Source organism: Archangium minus, from assembly GCF_044360475.1.
GTDB classification, from domain to species: Bacteria; Myxococcota; Myxococcia; order Myxococcales; family Myxococcaceae; genus Archangium; species Archangium minus.
The window spans coordinates 3,375,715-3,400,655 of record NZ_CP043494.1 but is presented as its reverse complement, the minus strand read 5'-3'; the positions used below and the strand labels follow the sequence as shown (position 1 = coordinate 3,400,655).

25 protein-coding genes are annotated in these 24,941 nt (G+C 68.8%); 5 read left to right on the top strand and 20 right to left on the bottom strand.

Annotation, left to right across the window (positions count from 1 at the left end; genetic code table 11):
• Nucleotides 1-101 precede the first annotated feature (101 nt).
• Nucleotides 102-443: an HU family DNA-binding protein gene (locus F0U60_RS13965; protein ID WP_203402539.1), complete on the top strand. Its 342-nt coding sequence runs from the start codon at nucleotides 102-104 to the stop codon at nucleotides 441-443.
• Nucleotides 444-450: 7 nt separating this feature from the next.
• Here the strand turns inward: F0U60_RS13965 and sctV are convergent, their stop codons facing one another.
• The 11 genes from sctV to F0U60_RS13910 form a co-directional block, all read right to left on the bottom strand.
• Complete coding sequence (gene sctV / locus F0U60_RS13960; RefSeq protein ID WP_395819232.1) at nucleotides 451-2,538, bottom strand: type III secretion system export apparatus subunit SctV; 2,088 nt, start codon at nucleotides 2,536-2,538, stop codon at nucleotides 451-453.
• On the bottom strand, nucleotides 2,535-3,581 hold the full coding sequence (locus F0U60_RS13955; RefSeq protein WP_395819228.1) for a flagellar biosynthesis protein FlhB: 1,047 nt from the start codon (nucleotides 3,579-3,581) through the stop codon (nucleotides 2,535-2,537). The genes sctV and F0U60_RS13955 overlap by 4 nt, the downstream gene beginning before the upstream one ends.
• Entirely contained in the window at nucleotides 3,578-4,372 is a 795-nt protein-coding gene (locus F0U60_RS13950; RefSeq protein ID WP_395819225.1) for an EscT/YscT/HrcT family type III secretion system export apparatus protein, read from the bottom strand. Before F0U60_RS13950 ends, F0U60_RS13955 begins: the two co-directional genes overlap by 4 nt.
• The gene (locus tag F0U60_RS13945; RefSeq protein WP_395819222.1) at nucleotides 4,369-4,638 is read right to left on the bottom strand and encodes a flagellar biosynthetic protein FliQ; all 270 of its coding nucleotides are present in this window, start codon (nucleotides 4,636-4,638) and stop codon (nucleotides 4,369-4,371) included. Before F0U60_RS13945 ends, F0U60_RS13950 begins: the two co-directional genes overlap by 4 nt.
• Before the next feature lie 4 nt (nucleotides 4,639-4,642).
• Nucleotides 4,643-5,368 carry a type III secretion system export apparatus subunit SctR gene (gene sctR / locus F0U60_RS13940; RefSeq protein WP_395819220.1) on the bottom strand — a complete coding sequence of 242 codons (726 nt, stop codon included), beginning with the start codon at nucleotides 5,366-5,368 and terminating at the stop codon, nucleotides 4,643-4,645.
• Complete coding sequence (locus tag F0U60_RS13935) at nucleotides 5,365-5,730, bottom strand: flagellar biosynthetic protein FliO (RefSeq protein WP_395819217.1); 366 nt, start codon at nucleotides 5,728-5,730, stop codon at nucleotides 5,365-5,367. Before F0U60_RS13935 ends, sctR begins: the two co-directional genes overlap by 4 nt.
• Before the next feature lie 8 nt (nucleotides 5,731-5,738).
• Complete coding sequence (locus tag F0U60_RS13930) at nucleotides 5,739-6,893, bottom strand: FliM/FliN family flagellar motor switch protein (RefSeq protein WP_395819215.1); 1,155 nt, start codon at nucleotides 6,891-6,893, stop codon at nucleotides 5,739-5,741.
• 112 nt (nucleotides 6,894-7,005) lie between these two features.
• On the bottom strand, nucleotides 7,006-7,521 hold the full coding sequence (locus F0U60_RS13925) for a hypothetical protein (RefSeq protein WP_395819212.1): 516 nt from the start codon (nucleotides 7,519-7,521) through the stop codon (nucleotides 7,006-7,008).
• A gap of 20 nt (nucleotides 7,522-7,541) precedes the next feature.
• Nucleotides 7,542-8,336, bottom strand: a complete 795-nt coding sequence (locus F0U60_RS13920) for a flagellar M-ring protein FliF (protein WP_395819209.1) — start codon at nucleotides 8,334-8,336, stop codon at nucleotides 7,542-7,544.
• Nucleotides 8,337-8,346: 10 nt separating this feature from the next.
• Complete coding sequence (locus F0U60_RS13915; protein WP_395819206.1) at nucleotides 8,347-8,844, bottom strand: ATP-dependent helicase HrpB; 498 nt, start codon at nucleotides 8,842-8,844, stop codon at nucleotides 8,347-8,349.
• A gap of 12 nt (nucleotides 8,845-8,856) precedes the next feature.
• Nucleotides 8,857-9,312: a hypothetical protein gene (locus F0U60_RS13910; protein ID WP_395819204.1), complete on the bottom strand. Its 456-nt coding sequence runs from the start codon at nucleotides 9,310-9,312 to the stop codon at nucleotides 8,857-8,859.
• Between the two features lie 231 nt (nucleotides 9,313-9,543).
• Between F0U60_RS13910 and F0U60_RS13905 the strand changes: the two genes are divergently transcribed.
• Nucleotides 9,544-9,870 carry a PilZ domain-containing protein gene (locus F0U60_RS13905; RefSeq protein ID WP_395819201.1) on the top strand — a complete coding sequence of 109 codons (327 nt, stop codon included), beginning with the start codon at nucleotides 9,544-9,546 and terminating at the stop codon, nucleotides 9,868-9,870.
• A 15-nt stretch (nucleotides 9,871-9,885) separates the two neighbouring features.
• Here the strand turns inward: F0U60_RS13905 and F0U60_RS13900 are convergent, their stop codons facing one another.
• On the bottom strand, nucleotides 9,886-10,275 hold the full coding sequence (locus F0U60_RS13900; RefSeq protein WP_203402528.1) for a response regulator: 390 nt from the start codon (nucleotides 10,273-10,275) through the stop codon (nucleotides 9,886-9,888).
• Nucleotides 10,276-10,286: 11 nt separating this feature from the next.
• Nucleotides 10,287-10,631 carry a hypothetical protein gene (locus F0U60_RS13895; RefSeq protein ID WP_395819198.1) on the bottom strand — a complete coding sequence of 115 codons (345 nt, stop codon included), beginning with the start codon at nucleotides 10,629-10,631 and terminating at the stop codon, nucleotides 10,287-10,289.
• 99 nt (nucleotides 10,632-10,730) lie between these two features.
• Here F0U60_RS13895 and F0U60_RS13890 point away from each other — a divergent pair, with 99 nt between their 5' ends.
• Nucleotides 10,731-12,446, top strand: coding sequence for a DUF885 domain-containing protein (locus tag F0U60_RS13890; RefSeq protein ID WP_395819196.1), 1,716 nt, complete (start codon nucleotides 10,731-10,733; stop codon nucleotides 12,444-12,446).
• On the opposite strand, the gene F0U60_RS13885 is transcribed toward F0U60_RS13890, so the two are convergent.
• On the bottom strand, nucleotides 12,427-12,831 hold the full coding sequence (locus F0U60_RS13885; protein WP_395819194.1) for an inorganic diphosphatase: 405 nt from the start codon (nucleotides 12,829-12,831) through the stop codon (nucleotides 12,427-12,429). The two genes, F0U60_RS13890 and F0U60_RS13885, sit on opposite strands and share 20 nt — an antisense overlap.
• Before the next feature lie 211 nt (nucleotides 12,832-13,042).
• Between F0U60_RS13885 and F0U60_RS13880 the strand changes: the two genes are divergently transcribed.
• A complete protein-coding gene (locus tag F0U60_RS13880) occupies nucleotides 13,043-14,734 on the top strand; it encodes a S8 family serine peptidase (protein ID WP_395819191.1) in 1,692 nt (563 codons plus the stop codon).
• A gap of 33 nt (nucleotides 14,735-14,767) precedes the next feature.
• Nucleotides 14,768-16,069, top strand: a complete 1,302-nt coding sequence (fliB, locus tag F0U60_RS13875; RefSeq protein ID WP_395819188.1) for a flagellin lysine-N-methylase — start codon at nucleotides 14,768-14,770, stop codon at nucleotides 16,067-16,069.
• A gap of 17 nt (nucleotides 16,070-16,086) precedes the next feature.
• Here the strand turns inward: fliB and F0U60_RS13870 are convergent, their stop codons facing one another.
• The 6 genes from F0U60_RS13870 to F0U60_RS13845 form a co-directional block, all read right to left on the bottom strand.
• Nucleotides 16,087-19,173, bottom strand: coding sequence for a poly(A) polymerase (locus F0U60_RS13870; protein ID WP_395819185.1), 3,087 nt, complete (start codon nucleotides 19,171-19,173; stop codon nucleotides 16,087-16,089).
• An 87-nt stretch (nucleotides 19,174-19,260) separates the two neighbouring features.
• The gene (locus tag F0U60_RS13865) at nucleotides 19,261-20,010 is read right to left on the bottom strand and encodes an SH3 domain-containing protein (RefSeq protein ID WP_395819182.1); all 750 of its coding nucleotides are present in this window, start codon (nucleotides 20,008-20,010) and stop codon (nucleotides 19,261-19,263) included.
• Complete coding sequence (locus F0U60_RS13860; RefSeq protein ID WP_395819179.1) at nucleotides 20,007-21,899, bottom strand: BatD family protein; 1,893 nt, start codon at nucleotides 21,897-21,899, stop codon at nucleotides 20,007-20,009. The genes F0U60_RS13865 and F0U60_RS13860 overlap by 4 nt, the downstream gene beginning before the upstream one ends.
• A complete protein-coding gene (locus tag F0U60_RS13855) occupies nucleotides 21,883-22,899 on the bottom strand; it encodes a tetratricopeptide repeat protein (RefSeq protein WP_395825241.1) in 1,017 nt (338 codons plus the stop codon). Before F0U60_RS13855 ends, F0U60_RS13860 begins: the two co-directional genes overlap by 17 nt.
• Before the next feature lie 11 nt (nucleotides 22,900-22,910).
• Nucleotides 22,911-23,969: a VWA domain-containing protein gene (locus tag F0U60_RS13850; RefSeq protein WP_395819176.1), complete on the bottom strand. Its 1,059-nt coding sequence runs from the start codon at nucleotides 23,967-23,969 to the stop codon at nucleotides 22,911-22,913.
• Nucleotides 23,966-24,922, bottom strand: coding sequence for a vWA domain-containing protein (locus F0U60_RS13845; protein WP_395819174.1), 957 nt, complete (start codon nucleotides 24,920-24,922; stop codon nucleotides 23,966-23,968). Before F0U60_RS13845 ends, F0U60_RS13850 begins: the two co-directional genes overlap by 4 nt.
• Between the last annotated feature and the right edge of the window lie 19 nt (nucleotides 24,923-24,941).

The window sequence follows — 24,941 nt, the reverse complement described above, 5'->3', positions numbered from 1 at the left end:
TCGGGGCTTGCACGCGGGATTCGTTCTGTTATCGTTTCGGGATTCGACCACGGGCCATGCGCCCTGTTTCCGAGGGGTTACGCGGTTTGCGGGAGCGTGCGATGCTCAAGTCCGATCTGATCAACGTCCTCGTCGCCAAGAAGGGGATGACGCAGAAACAGGCCGAGGCCACGGTCGAGACGATCTTCGAGTCCATGAGGGATGCGCTGTGCCGCGGGGAGAACATTGAGATCCGCGGGCTGGGCGCCTTCCACGTGAAGAACTACCAGGGCTACCAGGGGCGCAATCCGAAGACGGGGCAGATCATCCCCGTAAAGCCCAAGCGGGGCCTGCTCTTCCGGACGGGCAAGGAGCTGCGCGACCGGGTCAACCGGCCAGCGCCCCAGACTCCGCAGTCCGACATCTCCTTCGACCCCAAGAGCGGCAGCGGTTCCAACTACTAGCCTCCGCTCAGTGCCCCAGGGCCACGGGCGATAGCCGCCCCAGCGGGCGGATTTGCAGGTTCATGTCCAGCTCGCCGTAGGTGAGCACCGCGACGTCCGGAAAGGCCCCCTCGCACAGCTTGCGCAGGGTCCGCCGGACGTCCGGAGCCGTGAGCAGCACGGTCTGCCCTCCTGTGGCGATGCGCTTCACCCCTTCCAGGATCTCCGCTACGCGCTCGGGCGCAGGTGCTGGCCCGCGAGGTCCCGCGGAGCGCAGCGTCTCCTCGATGTCCGGATCAACCAAGTAGGCAAAGAGCGGTCCGGACGGGGCGAACTTGTGGCTGAGGTAGCGGTACAGCGCCTGACGGCAGCGCTCAGCCAGAGCCGAGGCATCACCCTCAGTGGTGGGAGCCACCAGCGCCTCGAGGATGGCGCGCATGTTCCGGATGCTCACCTGCTCCTCCACGAGCTTGCGCAACACCTCGGTGAGCAGCGGCAACGGGACCTTCTGGAGCGCTTCCTTCACCAACGTGGGGGCTTGGGCCTCGAGTCCGTCCAGCAGCCCCTGCACCTCCTGAATGCCCAGGAACCCCGCCACGCGGGCTCGGATGACGCTCCGCAGGTGCTCGGCGATGAGCTCCCCAGCGCTCCGGAGCGGGACCTGAGCCATCTCCAGGCGCGCACGAGCCTCCACCGATACGCGGCTGATGGGCTTACCGGTGGACGGGTCCACCACGGGCTCCGCCTTCAACTCTAAGAAGGCCAGCTCCTCCGGCTGTGCCAATGCGTAGAGCGCACCAGGCACGACCTGTCCCATCCCTGCGGGCACCTCGTCGATAAGGATGCGATAGGTACCTGCTGGCAGGTACGCAGCATCCGTCCGCACCCGCATGCCGGGCACGCGCACGCCGAGTTCGTAGAAGACCTCGTCCCGGATCCGGTTGAGGATTTGGTGCACGAACGCGCCGCCCTGCTCCTTTGCCAGTGGGGTGAGGTCTGGCGCGAGATCCACCGTCAGAGGGGCGACCCCTACCGGAGCCACCGCGCTCTCCGGAGGCGCACCCGGCTCCCCCTGCGTCGCCGCTCCAGTTTCGGCTTTACCTTCGACTCCGGCACCAGCGGCATCCTCCTCCGGCGCGGCGGCCTTCACACGGGACAGGGAGTACGCAAGCGCCCCCAGTGCCGCTCCCAGTCCGAGGAACGTCAGATGCGGCATCCCCGGCATCGCGGCGAGGGCCACGCAGAGCGCAGCCACCACCCAGAGCGCCTTCGCCTCGCCGAAGAGCTGCGCGCCAATCTCCGCACCGAGCGAATCATCCTCCTTCTCCGAGGCCACGCGCGTGACGACGAGGCCCGCCGCCACAGCGATGCACAGCGACGGAATCTGCGACACCAGACCGTCGCCAATGGCGATGAGCGCGTAGGTGGCGGCCGCGTCGGCCAGTGTCATCCCGTTCTGCAAGATGCCGATACAGATGCCGCCCAGGAGGTTCACCGCGACGATGACCAGACCGGCGATGACGTCTCCCTTCACGAACTTCATCGCGCCATCCATGGCGCCGAACATCTGGGACTCGCGCTCCAGGTCGCGCCTCCTGCGACGAGCCTGCGCCTGGTCGATAGCCCCCGCTCGCAGGTCTGCGTCGATGGACATCTGCTTGCCCGGCATCGCGTCCAGGGTGAAACGAGCGGAGACCTCAGCCACGCGCTCGGCGCCCTTGGCCACCACGAGGAATTGCACCAGCGTGAGGATGGCGAAGATGACCGCTCCGACGACGTAATCGCCCCGTACCACAAACTCACCAAACGCCTGGATGACCTCTCCCGCATGTCCCTCCGCGAGCGCCAGCCGCGTGGATGACACGTTGAGCGCGAGCCGAAAGAGCGTGGTGAACAGGAGCAGCGTCGGGAAGGACGTCACCTTCAACGCGTCCCGGGCATAGAGCGCCGCCACCAACAACGCCACCGCCGCCGCCAGGTTGATGGCCAACCCGAGGTCCAACAGCCAAGGCGGCAGGGGAATGATGAGCGCACCCAGCACCGCGCCCATCGCCACGGCAAGCACAACGTCCGAGGACTTGCGTGCCCTCGAGAGAATCTTCGCCAGTCTGTTCATGACATCTGCCTCCGTGGACGAGCGTCCACGTCCTGCGACTCCTGCGCCGCTCGGAGGACCGCCGCGGCGGCCTGATACAGTTCCTCGGGGATTTCCTCCCCAACGTCGTAGTGGATGAGGCCACGAGCCAGCGGCACGTCCCGGACCACGGGAATTCCAAGCCGCTCGGCCTCGCGTCTCAGCGCGAGAGCGTCCGCCTCGCGCCCCTTGGCGACGAGGTAGGGCGCTCCACACTCTTCCGTGGCGTAGCGGAGCGCGACTGCGATGTGCGTAGGGTTGACGACCACGACGCTCGCCTTCTGCACTCCACGTGCCGCGCCTCCCGCCGCGAGCTGGCGGTGCAGCGCCTTGCGTTGGCCCTTGTGGTGGGGGTCGCCCTCGCTCTCCTTGTGCTCACGCTTCACCTCCTCGCGCGTCATCATCAGGTCCTTCACATGCCGTCGGCGCGCGAGCGCGTAGTCCCCCACCCCCAGCGCCACGAGGATGCACGCGAGCCGGATGGCGAGCGGCCCGAGCCGGCCCAGGATGTGCTCCAATCCCCGTGTCCCCTCCAGCCAGGCCGTACGGAGCATGTCCGGACCCTCCTCCACGGCCGCGCTCCAAACGAGCCACACCACCACCGCGGACACGAGCAGCGCCTTTCCCATCTCGATGAGCGGCCTCACGCTGAAGAGCTTCTTCAGGCCCGCCGCCGGGCTGATGCGCTCGAGCTTCGGCGTCACGTGTTCCGCATTCAGCTCGAAGCCCACCGTGCCCACAGACACCGCGAGGGACGCCAGCAGCGCGCCCCCGAGCGGGGGCCCCACCAGGAGAACCATCACCCAACCCGCTTCCCGCAACGCTCCCGTGGGCTCCTGGTGCAGCATCAGTCGGGCTGTCCAATCCTTCAGCCGCGCGAAGCCCTCGGGTGCTGACAGGGAGAGGCCCAACAGCCCCCCGAGCGTCACAACACTGGAAGACAGCAGGCGGCTGCGCGGAATCTGCCCCTTACGGCGTGCCTCGCGCAGGCGTTTCGACGAGGGTTGCTCCGTCTTCTCACTCACCGCGCGACCTCCCCGAGTCGGAACAGCGCGTCCTCTACAGAAAGGAAGCCCGCGAGCAGCCGCTCACAGAGGAGGCCCACGCCGAGCCACAGCAATGCGCCTCCCGCGAGGATGCGCAGCGGCGCGCCCATCTCCTGAAGGTTCACCTGGGGCGCGGCGCGCGACACCATTCCCAACAGGCAGTCCACGGCCATCACCGCAGCTGCGACAGGCGCTCCCACTGCGAGCCCCGTGGCCATCGCGCCCCCTGCGAGCCCCACCACGTGCATCGCCGCCGCCTCGGTGGGCACATAGGCGCCAAGCCGCACCCATCCGAAGCCACGCACCAACCCCGAGAGGACGACGGGCATGAGCCCTCCCGTCACCACCAATCCAACGAGAAGCTGATAGAGCGCATCCCCGGTGGCTGACTCGCGCGTTCCTGCCACGGGCAGGCTCGCCTCTGCCGAAGTGCCCCGGAAGAGGTCGATGAAGCGCCCGCCCATCCGTGCCGCGTCGAAGGGCAGCGCAGCCACCAGCCCCACAGACGTGCCGTAAGTGAGCTCCTTCATCGCCAACGCAGCCAGTTGCATCGGCGTCTCCACCGGCGCCAGCAGCGACACTCCCGCCACCTGGTGCAAGAAGAGCGCGAGGCTCAGCACCAGGGCGAGCTTCACCGTCGTCGGAGCCGCCTGGCCCCCCAACAGGGGGCACAGGAAGGCCACCGGCAGCAGACGCGCGGCGCACAACGCCACCGCCACCATGCTCGGCCCCAACAAGTCGAGCTGGGCACGAAGAAGCTCGAGGTTCACCCGCCCACCTCCGCAATGACAGTCAGGACCTGATGTGCGAAGAGGGTGAGCTGGCCAGAGATCCACGGCCCGGCAACCACCAGCGCCAGCACCGCCGCGCACAGCTTGGGCACCACCGTGAGGGTGCTCTCCTGGAGCTGTGTGGTGGCCTGGAAGAGGCTCATCAGGAACCCCACCACCAGGCTCGCCCCAATGGGGGGCAGGGACGCAAGGACCATCAGAAGCAACGCCTCGCGACCGAGCGTAAGCAGGACGTCCTGGCTCATGGCATCACCGGTAGCCAAGGATGAGGCCGCGCGCGAGCAGCGCCCAGCCATCCACGGCCACGAAGAGGAGAATCTTAAAGGGCAGGCTCACCTGGCTCGGTGACAGGGATTGCATCCCGAGTGCGAGCAACACATTGGCGATGACCATGTCCAACACGAGAAACGGGAGGAAGACGAGGAAGCCAATCTGGAAGGCCTCCTTCAGCTCGGTGATGACGAAGGCTGGAATGACCACGAAGAGATCTTCCTCGTGGACCTGCTCGGCTTCCTCGAGTGGCCGCAGCTCGCGCGCCAGCTCTAAGAAGCGAGCCCTCTCCTCCGGGCTGCCATGCTTCACCAGGAAGACACGCAGCGGCTCAGTCACCTTGCCCGCTGCGCTGAGGATCTGCGCACCAGAGCCGACGTCTTGGTAGACGGCCTGCCCGGCGTCGTACATGCGCTCCATCACTGGAGCCATGATGTGGCCCGTCAGCACCGCGGCGAGCCCGGTGAGGACAATGGTGGGCGGCGCCTGCTGTGTTCCCATCGCCGAGCGTGCCAGCGACAGCACCACGGCGATCTTCGAGAAGCTGGTCAGCATCAGCACCGCAAAGGGCAGCAGAGACATCACCGCCAGCATCCCCATCATCGACAGCGGGCTGCCCGCGAAGGACATCTGCGAGAACGACATCTCCGCCGCCGACGCCAGCCCCGGAACAAGGACTCCCAGCACGAGCAACGCGCGGCTCATGACCCGGTCTCCTTCTCGACGCGCACAGGTCCGTGCGTCCTGCGGATCTCCGCGAAGGAGTCTCCGAAGGCCACGAGGTACCGGGTTCCATCCACCTCCACCAGCGCCAGCCCACAGCGCGGCGAGAGACCTGTCCGGGACACCACCCGCATGCGCTCGGTGAGCGAAAAACGGGACTCGGCCTGGCCACGGCGCATGAGCCACCAGCCCAGGCCCCCTAGGGCCACGGCGCCCAGAAGCCCCCGCGCCACCGAGGTTGCCGATGCCCCTCCCAACGGGGCCAGCATCGCCAGCCCGAGGATGAGCGTGAGAGCCAGAAGCATCCGGGCCCGCGGAGATACAGAGTCGAAGAGGGTCTTCATCGGAGCACTCACGGCACGAGAGTGAGGATGCGAGCCCCCACCTCTCCCTCGATGTCCACGAGCTCCGCCCGCGCCACCACCCGGTCTCCGACTCGCAGCAGCACCGGCTCACTCGCGTTGATGCGCAACGGCAGCAGCGCTCCCGGCTTGAGCGCCGCCAGCTCGGACAGCGGGAGCATCAGCCGCGTCAGCTCGATTTCCACATCCACTGGCAGCGGGGGCATCCCCTCGCTCCGCTCGACCACGGTCACCATGTCCGACTCCTGGAGAAGTCCGCGCCTGTGTGCGCGGTTCAGCGAGAAACCCTCGGGGGTGAAGTCACCCGTCAGCTCGAAACCGCGCATGACCAGCCGTCCAGAGCCCAGCGGCTGCGTGCCCCCCCAGCGCAGCCCCTCGAACAGAACAACGTCCCCCTGCCCAAGCGACGCCAGCGCCTCGCGCGACAGCGACGTGCACCCCATGAAGCAGCGGGCCCTCAGCCGCGCTGCCAGCACCTCGGGAGCGAGCTCCGCGTCACGCTCCACGGGTAGCCCCTTCAGCGCCCCTTCGAGCACTACCGAGGGGAGCATCAGCCGCCCGCCCGCGGTCGTCTGCCCCACCGTCACCGTCAGCTCCACGCAGAGGTGGCGCTGCCGAGCATCGAGACGCGCCAGCACCTCCGTGCGATTCATCGTCACTCCGGTGAGGCGCGGGCCCAACCGCCGCTGCAGCTCCTGCTGGTCACGCAGTGCGTACAGCGCCGACAGGCCCAGAAAGGCAAAGGAGGCTTCCTCCAAACGTGTCAGGTCCGTGATGGGACCCGGCTTCGTCCCCGCCCCCGCCAAGCGCTCCAGCGCGGCGAAGAGCAACGGCGGCTCCAGCTCCAGCACGGCCGTCCCGCCTCTCGCCGACAGGTCCAACAGAGCGAAGGCCGCCGTATGCGCCAACCCCGTCGCCGGCATCACCACCGCCTCCAGCAATCGGGCTTCCGCCCGGACAACACACCCCAGCTCCCGGCTCAGTGCTTCACACACCAACGCGAGCGCCTGCTTCGCGAGCCGCACCGCCTGGGGACGCTCGCTCAGCGTCACATGGGCTCGAGACAACCGGCGGGTACCGAGCCGGCGCAGCCTCATCGGCTTCAACATCGTGGACTGGGTAGAATCTCCGAGAGGATTCTGCATGGTTGCTCCGTGGCGCGGACGCACCGCTCCTGTTCACGGCCAATGCCAACGGCCGCGCATGCGAAAACGAGGGGTTGAAGGTCAGGGACAGTCCCGAATCGGAACAGGGGTCTCAGCGCGTGGCTTCGCGGATGAGCCGCTCGGCCAGCGCACACACCGCCGGGGTGGCCGCCGCGTCAGGTGGCTCCAACTGACGCTCCGGAAAGAGGCTGCGGTGGTAAGGCGGTAGCCTCCGGAAGATCTCCCGCCGCAGTACCTCCGAAGCCGCCTCCATGACGCCCCGAAGCCGTGCCGCGGCATCCGGCCTCACTCCGAACTCCACCGCGACCCGAGCCTGACGCCGCGCCGACGAGAGCGCGGCGAACCCGGCCAGGTGATTCTTCGCCTGCCGGGCCTCGGGTCCGTTCAAACCGTCGAGCAGTGCTTCCGCCCGCTCCCGCCCGAAGACCTGCGCCACCAACGCGAGCCGCTCCAAGGGGAGCAAAGCCGGAGGCGGAGACTTCACCGGCGCCGTTCCTAGGGGCTTCTTCCAGGGCTCAGGCGGCGGATTCCTGGGTACCCGACCCACCACTGTCTGCTCGGGTCCCGGAGCCTTTGCACCAGGACGCTCGATACGCGTCGCCTCCATGGCTCACCCTTCTCTGAGGCTCACGCCACCTTGCGCGCGGCCCCAGGCGTCACCACGGGTCGCGCGGGGGCGGGTGGAACGGCAAGCTTCGCTTCCGCCCTGGCGCGATGGTGCCGCAAGCGCAGCGTCACCAGGATCAGCCCCACGGACAGCCCTGTGACGGCCAGGGACAGCACCGCCAGCAACACCCGCAGCCGTGTCAGCGGAGAGACCCCCTGCGTGGGCGCCACGACACGCGTAGACACCTCGTCCACCATGAGCGACACCCCCTCGGGAGAGAGCCCCTCCACGCCTCCAGCAATGAGCGAGCGCAGCATCTCCCGGGTGCCCTTGAGGGTGTCCGCGTAGCCGGGTGCTACGCGCAGCATCGCTGAGGCCTTCGCCGGTACCGGCTGCTGCCCAGGCCTCGGCGGTGGTGGCACCACCAAGTGCACGCGCGCGAGGATGACCCCCTCTACCGTCTGCAGTGTCTTCTCCAGGCCCTGCTCCATCACCCGTACGCGGCAGAGCTGCTCTTCCACCGGCGTCCGCACCAGCCCGCCCCCACCGAAGACGTCACAGCCCACGTCCTGCACAGGGCGAGGCAGCCCCAGCTCGGCAAGAATCCGCACTGCGTCCGACGCCTGCTCCTCGGTCACCTCAATGGCCCACGTGGGCTTCTTGCCCGTCTCGGGCACCTTGCGCGCATCGAGCCCTCGCTCGACGAGCACCGTTTGCAGCTCGTTGGCCTGGCGCTCGTCCAGGCCGTGCTGGATGCGCTCCCGGCACCCCGTGGCGCACAAGAGCAGCAGGAAGAGACAGCGTCTGAAGAACATGGGGAACTCCTCACACCTGGGTCTGCAGTACCTGCTTGACGCCGCCGGTCGCCTTCTCGACGACCTTGCCGGCGAGATCGAGCTCCTGGCTCGCCCGGTACACGTGGGCCTGGAGGGCGATCAGCTCGGTCGGCGAGAACGACCTGCCGGACTCGGCCAGCGCCAGGACCTGATCCAACCGCTTCTGTGCCTCACTCACTCGGTCCAGCATCTGCACCGCCTGCTGCGACCGCGCGGCCTGCACCGAATCCACCCGCCCCCCGGCCTGGACCTCTGAGGTCCCCGCCGTGGCCTTTCCTACCCCCTCCACCGTGCACGTCCCGCGCGAGGCCTCCGTCCGCTCTGTGGCAGCCGCTCGCGGAGCGCCCTCGGTCGCCACCTGGGGCCCCGGCTGCCTCGCCGGCCCCTTCACCCCCTCCAGCACCTTGCTGAAATCCGCCTTCCTCGAAGGCTCCAGCGCGGGCGTCGCTCCCGCCCCGCCAATCGCCCCCACCTTGTCGATGGCCATTGGCGCGCCCCCCTAGCGGATGTTGTTGATGGCCGCCTTCGCGGAGTCGTGACGGACCTTCATGATGTTGGAGATGGCGTTGTGCGCCCGGCTCTCCTTCTGCATGTCGTTCTGCAGCTCCATGTAGGCCAGGTTCATCTTCGCCCCCTCGGCCTGCAGCTCCTTCTGGGCCGCGAGCAGATCCCACTGCTCCCCCTTCCCCGTGGTGCCCGCCGTGCCACTCGCGCCCCCAGCCGTCGGCACGGTGCTCCGGAGCGACGAGGCCGACGTCGCCACCACCGAGCTGACGCTCGCCACCGCGGCGCTCACCATCGGCGAGCCCGGCACCAGCGCCGCCACCACTCCCGCTCCTGTCCTCACCACCTCCTGCGCCGTGTGCGCGAGCACCGTGCCGAAATCGTTCCGCGGCGTCTGCCGCGCCACGGTGGGGGTGATGGACAGATTGCTAATCCGATTGCCGTTCTCCACGTGATGCCTCCTGCGCTTGAGATGTGCAGGGGCTTCTTCAGCCGGCGTGCCAACCGGCGTGTGGCGTCATCTCGGGCACATGGCGGCGTCCCCTCCCAGGGAACCCTCCACACCGTGGAGCGCGCATCCACGCGCGTGGACGGCTGGGTGGGCGGGTTCGGGACGAAAAGTTGCGCCTTCCGAGAGCTGCTCCAGACTCGTAGCCCCCTGTTGCACCCCGAGGAGCTTCCTATGACGCCGTCCACCGGCCCCCTCCGCGTCCAAGAGCGCTACCACCCGCGCGTGGAGGCCAATTGGATGGTCAAGGTGCACATCGGCGAGCGCACCGTGCTCGCCAAGGCACGCGACCTGTCCATGGCCGGCCTGTTCCTGCTCGGCCACCCCGCGGACACCACCCGGCAGCTCACCCTCACGCTCCCGCTGCCCGGCGTCGGGGACATCACCACCGTGTGCAACATCGTCCGCCGCGAGGCACACGGCGTGGCGCTCGAGTTCATGGACCTGGACTGGGACCACTTCCTGCTGCTGGCGCGCTACCTCCACCCGCGCCTGCCCTGAGCCCGCCGCGGCCTCTCAGGCCGCCGTGCGCAGCCGATCCACCAGCGCCATCAACTCCGCGCCCTTGAAGGGCTTCTGGATGTAGCCGTCCGCTCCCGCCAGCGTGGCGCTCTCCATGTCCGACTTCTTGGACTTGGCCGTGAGCATGTAGACCGGCACCTTCGAGGTGACCGGATCGCTCTTGAGCATCCGGCACACCGAGATGCCGTCCAGCTGCGGCAGTACCACGTCCATCAGCACGAGCTGGAAGGGGCGGCTCTTGGCCAGCTTCAGGCCCTCGATGCCATTGGCGGCGCACACCACCTCCACGGCCCCGTCGCTCAACATGGAACGCACGAGCTCCCGGATGACGGGCTCGTCCTCGACCAGGAGGATGTGGAAGGGATTCTGCAGGTTGGCAGCCATGGAACTCACTCTTAGGCGAGCGCCCCCACCCCGTTCAAGGCGGCGGCACGATGCGCAGGATACAGCCCGGACAGGATGGCGCACAGGGTGGATGCAACTCCCCTGGCTGCCGCCAGACGGGCGGGGAAGATGTAGGGGAAGCTCCACCCCGTGGACGGACCCCCCACCTCATCGGTGATGAGGACGCCCCTCCACGGGCCCACCCGCGCCTCGATGAGCCCTCCTGACAGCCCGATGAAGGCTGCCTCCCCTCCGACGGGGGAGAGGAAGACGTCGTCCAGGGGAACGGGCCGACCGTATCGCTCGAAAATTTCGGGATGGTGTCTCAGGGAGACACGCCGGAGCAGCGCGAGCATGACTTGTTCACCTTATCCGCTCCCCGGTGTCCTGGGGGGCTTGGATGAAGGGCAAGCAGGCACTCGGGGCCCACCCACGATGACTAACCTCAGAGGGTCATGAGCAAGGCCTCCTCGCCCGCCCTCGACGCCTTCGTCCGGCTCCGCGCCTCGTTCTTCGAGCGCTACCTCCAGAGCCAGCCCGAGGAGGCCACCACCCTCGGACTCCATCACCTGGACGACCGGCTCAAGGACCTCTCTTCGTCCGCGCTGGCCGACGAGTACGCCCTGCACCGCGACACCCTCACGCAGCTCGAGCGGCTCGCACCCGAGGGGCTCCCCCCGGACGCCTGGCTCGACCGACTGGCGATGCTCAGCGTCACCCGCTTCCACGTCCACGCCCACGAGGACCTGCGCGGACTCCGGAGCAATGTCGAGCTGTCGACCTATCCACACACGATGCTCCAGTACCAGATCGGCCAGGCCGAGACGGCCGAGGACTGGTCCGCCATCGCCAGCCGGGCCGCGCGCATCCCCACCTTCCTCCGGCAGCAGGAGCAGCTGCTCGCCGAGGGGCTCGCCTCGGGCGAGGTGCCGGACGTGCACATCGTCCAGGAGTTCGTCGAGGACCAGCTCCCCGTCATCGTCCGGTACTTCGAGCACCTCCCGGCCCTGCCCGAAGCCCACCAGGTGACACTCTCCGGCGCCGAGCTCCGAGCGCTCCAGGACGCGGCCCGTGAAGCCCGCGAGGCCTTCGCCGCCCACCATCGCTTCCTGCGCGAGCGCGTGCAGCCCCATGCGCACTCCGGCGTGGTCCTCGGCGAGGAGGAGTACCGGTGGCGGCTGCGACACATGTTCGGCCTCACCGCCTCTCCCGACGAGCTGGTGCAGCAGGCCGAGGAGGTGCTGGCTCGGGCTCAGCACGCCATCGTCCAGCTCGCCGGCCAGCTCGCCACGGAAGTGCCCGGAGCGCCCTCCACTCTCTCCAACCTGGCGGAGGCCCGGGCGCTACTCGTGCGGCTCGAGCTGGAGCACCCCGCCCGCGACGAGGACGTGATTCCCCTCTACCGAGAGCTCATCGCGCAAGCCGAGTCCTTCATCCACGAGCAGGGGCTGTTCAACGTCCCCGAGGGCTGCCGGCTGGGCCTCAAGCCCCTTCCCCCAGGCATGGTGGACGTGCGAGGCACCAACTGGCCCGCGCCGCTGTTGGATCCCCGCAAGGTGGGCTGGTTCGTGCTGGCCCCCATGGCCATCGCGCACCCCACCGTGTGGGCCACGCTGCTGGCCGTGCACGAGGGCATCCCCGGCCACTTCCTGCAGAGCGTCGCCTGGCAACGGGCCTTCTCCCATCACCCCGCCCCCGTCCGCTTCCTCCTCGTGACGGACCACGTGGCCATGGCGCGCGGCCACTTCGGCCCCATGCTCAACATCGAGGGCTACGCCACCTACGCCGAAGAGCGGATGCGGCGCGCAGGCTTCTACTCCGCCCCCGAGGCCCTCACGGCGCTGGTGGCCCGAGCCCTGCGCGCCGTGCGCGTGGTGGTGGACATCGGACTGCACACCCGGCGCATGGATGATGAGGCCGCGGTGCGCTACCTCATGCACTCCGCCTGCATGCCCGAGCCCAACGCGCGGCGGGAGATCCTCCGCTACAAGCGCCTGCCCATGCAGTCCATGACCTACCTGCTTGGCGCACTCGAGTTCGAGAAACTGGAGGAGGACTGCCGCCGCGAGCGAGGAAGCCGCTTCGACGAAGCCCGCTTCCACGACGAGCTCTTCTCGTTCGGCCCGGTGCCTCCCGCGCTCCTGCGGCGCTTCATGCTGAGCGCCCCTTGACGTCCGCGAGCCAGCCCACGAAACGTGTATCCCCTCCCCGCTTGCCCCGCACGCGGTGCAGCACCCGCTTGAAGAGGGCGTAGACGCGGAAGAAGGTCTCGAGACCCGCACGGTCCGCCGGGCTCAAGGGCCGAGCACTGCAGATGACCTTGGGGTCGGCGCACCCCGCGTCGAGGAAGCCAATCACCCCCACCACCGGCACCCGCAGACGCTCGCCCCGACGCAAGCGCGGACCGAGCACCACCACGTCCAGAGGATCCCCATCTCCCGAGCTCAGCCCGGGAATGCAGCCATAGTTGTAGGGACACGGCAGCGGAGAGATGAAGTCCACGCCCCCGTCCGCGCGCCGCTTCACCACGGACCAACGAGGGGACTCGACCAGCACTTCAGGCTCGCTCGGAAGCTCCGGCGGAAGGGAAAACACTGACACCCGAACTGTGTAGCACGGAGGAACACCTCCGCACCGTTTGCGAGGGGACGCTCGTGTGACAGCTCTGTGAACCCGGGCACGTCTGTTCCACTGGAAAATTCGACTCCCCCTGGCACCAGCCCCGACGCCACCCCAACTCCCTCCGAAGCACAAATGGAGGTCGACGATGCGACGTTGGGCACATCTCGGGCTTCTGGCCCTGGCGGCGTGTTCAGGTGGGGTCGACGGCGTGTCGGTGCAAGGGCACAACGAGTGCGAAGGCGTGGTGGAGGGTGCGCTTCCCGATAAGGCCCCGCGCCAGACCTCAGACGGACGCGAGGCCGTGCTCGTCCGCTACCGCTCCGGCGCTCGGGTGAGCGCGGCTGCGGTACGGCGAGTGGGTGGTCAGGTGACGGCGCAGTACCGCCTCGTCCCGGCAGTGGCCGCGCGTGTGACGCCCGAGGAGCGGGCTCGGCTCGCCGCGGATCCGAACGTGGAGCGCATTGAGCCAGACCTCGAGGTGCACGCGCTCGGCCTGCCCACGACGACAGGCTCGGTGGATGAGTACACGGACGCGCTGCGGCTCGTGCAGGCCCAGCAGGTGTGGGACGCCAACGAGGATGGTGTGCTCGACACGGGAGCGCCGACCGGCGCGGGCATCCGGGTGTGCATCATCGACAGTGGCATCGACCGACGGCACCCCGAGTTGGCCATTCCCTACACGGCCGGCTACGACTTCGTGGATGGCGATGATGACCCGAGCGACGAGTCGAACGGCGTGAGGGGCCTGGGCCATGGCACACACGTGGCGGGCATCGTCGCGGCCCAGCTCGGCTCGGGGGGGGCGACGTGGCCGACCATGAGCCGGGGCGGCATGGTGGGCGTGGCCCCCGGTGTGGAGCTGCTGATCGCCCGTGTGCTCAATGTGCACGAGAGCGCCAGCATCAGCACCGTGCTCTCGGGGCTCGAGTGGTGCCGGCAGCAGGGGGCGCACATCGCCTCGCTGTCACTCGGGGCGCCCATGGACATGGGGAACACGGCGCGAGAGGCCTTCCAGGCCGCGCTGGATGGAGGAATGCTCATCGTTGCAGCGGCGGGAAACGACAGCCGCCCGGGAGACGAAGCGCCGCTCAGCTACCCATCGGCATATCCGTCCGTCATGGCAGTGGGCGCAGTGGACGCACAGGAACAGGTGGCCTCCTTCTCCAACCGCGGCGAGGGGCTGAGCCTGGTGGCGCCTGGCGTGGACGTGCTCTCCTCCATCAGCGTGCAGGGAGCCACCGAGCCGGAGTTCGACGCCGAGGGAGAGCGGTATGCCTCGCGTTCGCTCTTCTTCGCGCCGGCAGGTGAGTACACGGGCGAGCTCGTCGACTGCGGCATGGGTGACATCGGAGAGTGCAAGAGCGGCACGTGCGACGGCTTCGTGGCCTATGTGCGGTTGGCCGGGTTCTACTCCGTCACGGGCATCGCGCAGAACGTGATGAGGCAGGGCGCGCGGGCGATTGTCTTCGGCTCCGAAGACTCCGATAGCCAGTCCTGGCAGCTGGGTCTGGACGGGCCGGGACGCAAGTGGGTGCCCTCGCTCGCGGTGGGCCGGGAGTCGCGAGCGGCCGTGCTCAAGCACCTGGGCAAGCAGGTGCGCGTGAGCCTACGGGCCGTGGACTACGCCCGGTTCCCAGGCACCTCGATGGCCACGCCGCACGTGACGGGCGTGGCGGCGCTCGTGTGGAGCGTGCGTCCCTCCCTGACAGCCACCGAGGTGCGCGCGCTGCTGGAGCGCAGCGCGAAGGACTTGGGCGAGCCGGGGCATGACCGTCAGTACGGCCACGGGCTGGTGCAGGCGAAGGCGGCGCTCGACACGCTCCAGCAACTGCCGTGACAGGGGGCTGTGAGGGTAGTCTATCCACTGCCCATGCCCACCGAATCCACCCTCCTGCGCTACATGACGCGCTTCCGCTGCATCGCGGAGCGCTGCGAGGACACCTGCTGCTCGGGGCTGAAGGTGCCGGTGAGCGAGTCCCACTGGCATCGGATGCAGGCGACGGTCGCGCCTCTCCCGGAGGAAGCGGAGCGCCTGCGCCAATGCATCTCCCTGAATCCGGGTGGACCCTCCACGGAGCATGCCTTCATCCAGATGCGTCCGGATGGGCACTGCCCCTTGTTGGACACGGAAAGGCTCTGCTCGCTCCAGCGCCGCCACGGGGACACGCTGCTGCCGGATATCTGCGCCACCTTCCCGCGCGTCGTCACTCGGTGGGGCGAGCGGGTGGAGGTCTCGGGATCAATGGCCTGCCCGGAGGTAGCGCGCCTGTGTCTGCTGGAGGAAGACGCGCTGGAGCCGGAGCCACTGCCCGCCTCGTCTGCGCACGTCCCCCGGCCGGAAACAACGAGGCACCTCCCCGTGGACCCGGAGGACGCCTACACCTTCCACGCGGAAACGGTGCGCGCGGCCATGCTGCGGCTGCTGCACCGGCGTGAATACCCGCTCGCCTCTCGGCTCGCCATGCTCGGGCAACTGGCCTACGGACTGGACGACTTCTATTTCCGAGGAACGGAAGCCTTCCGCGGAGAGGAGCGCGCCGCAGCCGAGGCCCGCTTGAGCGAGGTGCTCCAGCGCTTCGAGCTCCCGGACGTCCTGCGCTCGATACACCAAGACTTCACCGGGCTGACGCTCCCGGGTGGACCCTGCGTGGGCCTGTTCCGCTCGGTGCTGAAGGCGCGGATGGCGGCGGGCCGGGGCGAGCGATTCTCCACCCTGGTGCGGGGCATCCTGGAATCCCTCCGGCTCGAGGATGGTGGCGCGAAGGACTTGGATGCGGCCTGGCACACGTACGCGGAGCGGTGGCGCTACCTGGAGGCCCAGCACGGCGAGCGGGTACACCGCTACTTTCACAACTCCACCGTGCACCAGCTCTGGCGCAGCCCCTTCACCGACTCGCCGAGCCTGCTCGCCTATGTGTTCCGCCTGACCCTGCGGGTGGGGCTGCTGCGGCTGACGCTCGCGGGCCATCCCCGAGTGGCGGAGCTCAGCCACGCGCCCTCCCCCACCTCCGACTCCCAGGAGCAACTGGACCGAGCGGCGGTGGAGGCCTTCCAGCTCCTGGCGAAGCACGTGGAGCAGTCGCCGGACTTCCTGTCGCTCGCCGAGGGCCTCGTGGGCGCGGGCCGCGGAGCCGACACCCTGGGCAAGGTGCTCGTCTTCGCGACCTTCTGACCCGGGGAGCGCGAAGATCAGTTCTGGACGAGCTCGATGGAGAGCACCGCGCCAAGCGGACGGTGACTCCACTCCTGGAAGGACCCGCGAAACTCGTCCACCGTCCGCGCGAGCGCACTTCCGGGACGCATGGAGAGGACGGTGCCTCCCTCCGAGCCTCGCGAGGAGAGGCCGATGACGAAGGGACCTTCGGGCCCGGCGTTCGGGAAGGGCCGAACGAAGAGCCCACGGTCCGCCTCCATCCGGTACACCAGCGCCGTGAGATGCCCGAGCACCCAGCCCGAGGCCACCTCGCGCTCCTCGGGCGAGGGCGCGCCGACGGAGACCACCAGCCGCACGGGCATCTCCCTCTCGAGGTCCGCCGGCTCGAACAGCGCGTCCCAGGCCGCAACGCTTCCCTCGACCCGCGCTCTGCGCACCACGTCTCGCGCCCGGGCGAGCTCGTCACGCAGTACCTGGAGCGTCGAGCGAGACACATTGCGAGCGGTGTTGCGCAACGGCAATGTGGGCGCCACCACCGGCAGGAGATCCCGCCGATTGCCGAGCTGGTAGTGCACCGTCTCGGACGTCAACGTCACGGGCTTGGGCCACGGCCAGGAGGCGAATGTCTCGAAGAAGTGCGCGAGCAACCCGCTGTCCGAGCTCGAGGCTTCGCGAGGCGCGCGCGTACACACCCAGGCCACCATCACCGCCCACGACAGCCCGCCCAGGTAGCCCAGCGCGTGCGAGTACACGCCGCGAGCCTTTGCCCAGGCCCGGACTGCGCGCAGCACGGTGCGGAAACGCTCGGGTCCCGCGCCCTCCCGCTCCACGCAGTCGAGCACCGCCCGCGTATCAGTCCAACCGTTGAGCGCCCGGAAGCTGGCGGTGTCCAGCCGCTCCCCGTGCTGGGCCAGCAACTCCGCCGGCGGGGCTGGCTCCACACCGTCGGGCCGACACGCGTACGACAGGTCGAATGGCACACCGTCGAGCGACAGCTTCACCATGGGGAGCGCAGCGTCGGCGACGAAGCGTGCACTCGCGCGCCCTCCCCGTTCGGCCATGAGCCCGATGAGCGCATGCGCAAAGTCCTCGCGCGGCAGACTCGCGGGGCCGACCGCCACCGCATCCACGTCACTCCGGGCGTTGTCCGTGCCGAGCAAGTACGAGCCATACGGGTGAAGCTCCGCTCCGAGCCGAGCACAGAGCGCCTCGAGCCTGCCCACCACGGCCTCGCGCGCTCGCCGCGTCTCATCGGACTGACACTCGCCACGGGCCGACAGCACGGCCCGGAGTGCATCCTTCTTCTCCGGAGAGAGGCGGCGAGGCTTTCTCCCGAGCGGCACGCGCCGGCGCACCTCGAAGGGACCCTCACCGCGACGGCTGACGAGACACACCTCGCCCACCTCGAAGAGAAGCGGGCGCCAATCCCGCTCCCATGCGGACAACGTCCGCCGGGTGTCGGCGGCCGCCGCGCGTGGAAGCTGCCCGACGGTCAGGTGCGGTCTGAAGTCGTGCTCGAACTCACGGGTCTGCGCTTCTCGACGCGGAAGCGCCGCCACAAGCGCCGCACGCAGCGCCTTCAAGGCACCGTGTGGATGGTCATCTGGGCGGAGCCAGGCCGTCACGTCAGAGCGATGCTCGAAGTACCCGAAGCCCGAGAGCGACACCTCGAAGGGTTTAATGTCCCGGAGCGCTTCCGTGAAGAGCGCCTCCGCCTCCCCGAAGTACTCCTCCGGCACGAATGGGTAGAGCAGCGTCACGTGCGGCATCCAGCGCGCGTACTTCGAGTCATGCACCGCGCGCAGGGCCTGAATGGGAGCCCACAGCTCCTCGGGAGGGATGAGCACCACCACCGACTGGTGGACGAGGGGCGCCGTGAGCACCCCGGGCGAGGCCTTGGCTTTGATGGGCTCGGCACCCCGGCGCAACACACAGCTCAGTCCGAAGTGGTCCGAGGCGAAGAGCGCATCCCCTCCGGGAGCTGGAGGGCCCGAGAGCGGTGCCTCGGCGAAGAGGCCCACCTCGCGAGGGACGAGCCGTCCGGAAGTCGAGCGCACAAGAACCCGATCCAATCGCTGTCGCCGGCCGGAGGTGGTCGTGAGCGCGGCGAGCGCGTTGCGCGACGGGTCGTACGTATACCCCGCGTCACCGGGCCTCAGTGCCGACCAGGCATCGACGAACCCGGCTTGCTCGAAGTGCTGGAGCTCGGGCGCGTCGTCACCGAAGTTGAAGTCTCCCAGCAGCGCGACATCGGGTGCCTCGCCTCCCTCGTCACCGAGAGACCGCATCCAATCGATGAGGGCCTCGACCTGGGCTGCGCGCGCCGAGCCACCGGAGGAACCCCGGTCGCTCGTCAGGTGGAGCGTGGCCACCCAGAGGGTGCCGCCAGGAAGCGCGAGCTCGCCCGCGATGATGCGCTTGTCACGTGAGAAGACGCATTGACTCAGCGAGGCGAACGGAAAGCGGGAGAGGAGAACCTGTCCGTAGGGCTCGACGGTGGTCGCGGCCGGGCCTTCCGAGACGAAGTAGTGCTCACGGACCCACTGCTTCTCAAGCAACGCGCGGAGGAAGGGCGCGGTGACTTCCTGCAGGGCGATGAGGTCGGCATCAACCGAGCGCAGCAAGGAGAGCGTCGCGGCGGTTCTCCGGTGCGTGGCAAGCAACTCCGGGTCGTACAGGTCGAACAGCACGTTGAACGTGGCGACCGTGAGCTCCGCGACAGGAGGGAGGGCCTCTGTACCGCTGGCAGGCTGTCCCGTCTCGACCCAGGTATTGGCCCTCGTGTCGAAACGGTAGAGCGGCAGGGGCGTGAAGCGAGGCGCCTCAGTCGGAGGCGCAGGGGGTGGGGGCGGCGGAGCGGGTGCCTCGGGAGGCTCGCTCACGAGCGTGGACATCCGGTCGATACGTTCGCGGCGATCCCACACCACCTGGTGGCCACGCCGGAAGTACCAGACGCGATGCCAGGGAATCTCCCCGTCGGGAACGAAGGCCGCGAAGGGGACCTCCTCCAGCTGCTCGCCACGAGCGTCGTAGCCAATGACGAACTCGTGCGCGTCGAGCCGTGGGTCCCAGCGGATGCGGTGATACACCTCGCGGCTGGTCTGGAATCTGTCCTGTGACATGGCGACGCACCAGACGCGGCCCGTGCGCCAGGACTGACAAGGGACGACCCTCACCCCAGCCCTCTCCCAAAGGGAGAGGGGGCATACTCAGATCTCCGCCACGCCCTCTCGCTCGGCCCAGCCCTCTAGACCGTTGGGCAGCCGGATGCGCACGTAGCGCCCCGTCTCCTCCATCACGCGCACCTTCAGACCAGGGTGCACCTCGAAGGCCACCTTGGCCTCCTCCTTGGGGAACTCTCGCGCTCGCAGCGTGGGTGCCACGACGACGGCCTCGTGCACCGTCTCATGCACCCAGACATGCGCGGCCAGCAGCGCACCAGACGGCACCGAGGCCACTAGCAGCACGCTGCCCACGACCAGCGCCCAGGCTCGCCGGCCCGGACGCAACAAGCGGAAGAGAATCAGGAAGGCGAACGCGGCCACCCACGTCCCCAGGAAGAGCCACGCCACCAGGTTGCCGCTCGTGGCGTCCACCACGCGCTGCAGGAAGGGCTCCTCGGGTGCGTTGCCCACCACCTTGTCGAGCTGCCTCGCTCGCGCGAGCGTGAGGTTCGCATCCAAGTCCGGGCCCTCTCCCCCTGCCTTGCGCGAGCGCTCGAAGGCGAGCACCGCGCGCCCCAGGTCTCCCTGCGCCAGGTACGTGGTGCCCAGGTTGTAGTGGATGTCCGGGCCCCCGAAGCCGTGCGAGAGCAGCTTCTCGTAGCCCTCGCGCGCGGCGGCGTAGTCCTGCTTCAGGAAGGACTCGTTGGCCTGCTGGAAGAGGGTCTGCGCCTCTTCCGGCGAGTAGTACGTCTGGCTCAGCAGCGTGGCCACGAAGATGGCGGTGATGGCACTCACTTGTCCCAACCCTCCATGACGGCCGCGGCGTCATCCAAGATGCGCTCGCGGGCAGCCGGCTCGGCGCCGGGAGCGAAGCGGCCCGCGTCACACGCCTCCAGCACGAAGCGCACCCGCTGGCGTCGCGCCGCGTCCACTCCGGCCTCGGCCAGCTTCGCCTCCAGCGCGTCCCGAGTGAGTCCTCCCACCGGTGCGTGCAGCCTAGCCTCCAGGAAGTTCAGCACGGCCTTCTCTACCTCGCCGTAGAAGGCGCTGGAGCTGCCTCCGCGCAGCTTCTCCGCCTCGGCCAGCCGCTTGCGCGCCGCCTTGGCCCGCTGCCGGTTGCGGCTGCCCTCGTCCTGGTTCGACAGCCTCCCGCGCACCAGCCCCGCCAGCCCCAGGGCCACCATCAGCCCCACAGGCGTCAGCACCGCCGGCACGAAGAAGGGCCGCTGCCACACGGCCGCCGCGGGCTCCTCGAAACGAGCCTGGTAACGCAGCGGGCGCAGCCCACCCGTCGTGAGAACGTTCTTCTGCTCGGACGCGGCGTCCGCCATCTGCGAGGGCGAGGTCGCCGGCCCAGAGGACGCCACCCCACCCGCCCCAGGCTCCACGGTGATTTCCACCGGATCCGTGCGGGACACCTCGTAGCGGCCCGTCTTCGGATCGAAATAGGGGAACTCGAGCGCCGGCAACGTGAAGGTGCCCGTGCGCTGCGGCATCACCAGGTACTCCTGCACCCGGCGACCCTGAATCTTCCACTTGTTGGGCGTCACCTTGTCGGTGGTGGTCGGGTCGTAGACCTTGAACGCAGCGGGGGCCTCCAAACGAGGCGGCGTGACGTTCTTCACGTTCCCCGAGCCATCCAGGACGACCCGCACCGTCACGGGCTGGCCCAGCTCCACCCGCGTCTGGGACACATCCAGGGACAGCTTCCAGTCACCCACGTGGGCGCTCGGCATGCCCTTGGGTCCACCCGGCGGCAACGGCTTCACCTCCACCTCCAGACCATTGGAGACGCGGTGCACCCGGTGGCCGGCGAAGAGGAAGCCGGTGGTGATGTCCGCCTCCGCGGGGGTGACGGCCAGGGTGCCACTCTTCACCGGGAAGAGCGCACGCCGCCGCAGCAGGTAGGTGCGGTAGGGAATGCCGTTGACGACGCGCTGCTCGCCGGAGAGCTGCGTGGGGCTCTCCACGTCCTCGCTCCAGAAGCCATCCAGCTTCGGCATGGTCACCGCGTCCACGCTGGAGAGGTCCACGCGCGAGTAGATGTAGAGCGACAGCGTCACCTGCTCGCCCACGTACACCTGCTTCTTGTCGATGGTGGCGCGCAGGAACAGGTCCGAGTCCCCGCGAGGAATCCGGATGTCCTCCTGCATCCGCCCATTCGGCTCCTCCTCTTCCTCCTCGTCGGCGAACGGATCCTGCATGCCGCCGAAGCCAGGGAAGTTGCGGAAGGGGTCCGGCATTCGCTGACGCTGTGCCTGCGCGGGCCCACCACCCACGTGGCCCTTGCGCACCGTCATCTTGATGGACTCGGTGCGCCAGGTGCGGCCGCCCGCGGTGAGGACGGCCGGCGGGATGGTGAGGTTGCCCGTGCGGTTGGCTCGCATCATCAGCACGTGCTTGCGCACCGTCTGAATCACAGGAGGCCCGTTGCCGGTCATCGCAATGGAGCTCTGGGTGCTCTGCGAGGACGACAGCACCTCGAAGTCCTCGGGCGCGGGGAACTGCACCCGGGCGTTGTCCGGGGGATCCACCACCACCACGGTGAGCTGGAAGACATCCTCCGTGCCCACCTCGGAGCGATCCACCGCCTGGTAGAACTCGATGTCCGCCCACGCTGGCATCGACACCAGCAACAGGGCGAGCGCGGCCAGCGCCGCGTGGCCGCTACCAGTCCTTCTCATTGGGATTCCTCGGCCGCTTCTTCTGCTGGAAACGCCACAGCTGGAGATTCTTCTCGTTCTGCTTCATCGCATCCAGCAGGCGCTCGGCCTCCTGGCGATCGATGTCCTCTGGGTTGACACCTCCATCCACCTCCCCGACCTCACCCTCGGTGCCCCCGTCCGACTCCTGACCCTGCTCGTCCTCGCCCTGGCCCGCGTCACCCTGGCCCCCATCTCCCTGACCACCGTCGGCCTGGCCGCCATCCGCCTGGCCTCCATCGCCCTGGCCCCCATCCTGGCCCGCGTCGGAGCCGCCATCGCCCTGGCCTCCGTCACCCTGGCCCCCATCCTGCTGGCCCGCGTCACCCTGACCCCCGTCTGAACCCCCATCGACGCCACCATCCATGCCGGCATCCATGCCGCCGTCGCTGCCACCATCCGTGCCCGAGTCCGCTGACGTCCCCCCATCCTGCTGACCCGCATCCGGGCCCGCGTCCGGAGAGCCGCCATCCTGGCCTGCGTCCTGCCCACCGTCCTGGCCTCCATCCGTGCCGCCATCCGGGCCCCCCTTCTGCGGCGGGGGCAGGTTCTTCAGCAGCACCTCGTAGTTGTGCCGGGCCTGGGCGTCCGAGGGATTCATGGTGAGCGCGCGGCGGTACGCCTTGAGCGCCTCGCGCGTGTTGCCCGTCGCCGCGTAGACGTTGCCCAGGTTGTAGGTGGCCTTCTGGCGCAGCTCCTGCTGGTTGGAGTCCGCCACGCCCTGGAAGGCCTGCTTCGCCTCGTCGTAGCGGCCCAGCTTCATCAGCGCATCGCCGCGGTTGAACTCCACCGCCGGATCATTCGGACGCTCCTTCTTCGCCTGCTCGAAAGCCGAGAGCGCATCCTCGTAGCGGCCATCGTTGTACGCCTGACGCCCCTGCTGGATGAGCGGGTGCTCCTTCTCCAACAGCCCCGCGGCCCGGGCCCCTGACGGCAGCACCAGCCCCACGGCGAGGAGCACCCACCCCACACGCATGTCCATGATCCGCCTGCTCACGACGACCTCCGGCGCGAGGACGGCAGCAGCAACATGCCCACCACCAGCATCACGAGCCCCGGCAGGGCGAACGTCTGGAAGCGCTCGTCGTAGCGGACGGTGACGCGGCTCTCCAGCTCACTCTTCTGCATCTTCTCGACGCGCTCCAGCACCTGGGCCATGGCCACGCCGCGCGGCTGGTAGAAGAAGGCGCCGCCGGTTTCCTCGGCGATAGCGGTGAGGCCTGCGCGATCCATGCGCGTAATCACCGTCTCCCCGCTGCTGTCCTTCTTGTAGTCCACGAACTCGCCGCGGCGGTTGTAGACGGGGATGGGCTCGCCCTGCTCGGAGCCCACACCCACGGTGAGCACCTGGACGTTGGCCTCCTTGAGCGCGGCCACGGCCTTGTCCACCTCGCCCACCAGGTCCTCGCCGTCCGACAGCAGCACCACCACGCGCTCCTTGGCGCCGCGGTCCGCGTTCTCCAGCACCTGCCGGGCGAGCATCAACGCCTCGCCGATGTTGCTGCCACCCTGGGGCATCTGCTCCGGATCCACCGCGCGCAGGAAGAGCTTCACCGCCGAGTAGTCCGAGGTGAGGGGCGACTGCACGAAGGCATCACCCGCGAAGGCCACCAGGCCCACCCGGTCTCCCTTCAACTCGTCCAGCAGCGTGGTGAGCTCCAGCTTCGCGCGCTCCAGGCGGCTGGGCTGCACGTCACGCGCGAGCATGGACTTGGAGGCATCCAGCACCACCACCACGTCGATGCCGCGACGCTTCGTCAGCTCGCTCTTGGTGCCGCACTGGGGCTGAGCCAGCGCCAGCCCGAAGAGGAGCAGTCCCAGCCCGTAGAAGCCGCCCTGCACCGCCGGGCGCCAGCGCGAGGCACCGGGGGCCAGCTTGTCCACGAGCCGCTCATTCAACAACGCACGCACGCGGGAGCGCCGGCGCAGTGCCGACACGAGGGCCAGGGTGCCCACCAGCCCGCCCACCACGCACAGCGCGAGGAAGGCGGGCTTCGCGAGCCCCACCTGATAGCCGAGAACGGTGAAGCGCCAGGGGTCCGTCAGCGTCACGGGAACACCCTCAGGAAAGTGGCGCGCAGGAGCAGCTCCAGCGCGGCGAGTCCGAAGGCCAGCAGCAGATACGGGTGGTAGTCCTCGCGGTAGTTGGCCGCGGCTCCACCCTCCATCAGCTTGGAGCGCTCCAGCGAGTCCAGCACCTTCTGGAGGCCCTGCTTGAGGCCCTCCGGGTCGGTGGCGCGGTAGTACTCGCCCCCGGTGGTGTCGGCGATGTCCTGCAGCAGCTCAGGGTTGATGGGAATCTCCGTCTCGCGCCAGACGGTGTTGCCGAACAGGTCCGTCCCCTGCGGGAAGGGCACCTTGCCGCCCTTGCCCACGAGGATGGTGTAGATGGGGATGTTCAGCGACTTCGCCATGGTGGCCGAGTCCCGCGGGGAGATCTTCCCGGCGTTGTTGTCACCGTCGGTGATGAGCACCACCACGCGGCTCTTGGCCTCCGAGTCGCGCAGACGGTTGAGCGCGGTGGCGAGCGCGTCGCCGATGGCGGTGCCATCCTCGAGCACGCGGGTGCGCAGCTGCCGCAGCACCTCCTTGAGCACGCCGTAGTCGAGCGTCAGCGGCGCCTGCGTATAGGCCGCGCCGGCGAACACCACCAGACCGATGCGGTCGTTGACGCGGTTGGAGATGAACTCGGCGAGCACCTCCTTGGCCACGTGGAGGCGGTTCTGCGGGCGGAAGTCGCCAGCCTCCATGGAGGTGGACAGGTCGAGCGCCACGACGATGTCGATGCCCTCCACGCTCATGTCCCTCACGCGCGCGTCACGCGACTGGGGCCGGGCGAGCGCCACGATGGCAGCGGCCACCGCGAAGGCGCGCATGAAGGGCAGCATGGGCAGCATGTACGTGCGTACACCGCGGCCCTGCCGGGCGAGCACATGCGCCGCGGAGAAGCGCAGCGCGGCACGGGAGCGCCGCTCACGCCAGGCCCACGCAAGGAGGACCGGCACGAGCAGCAATCCCCACAGG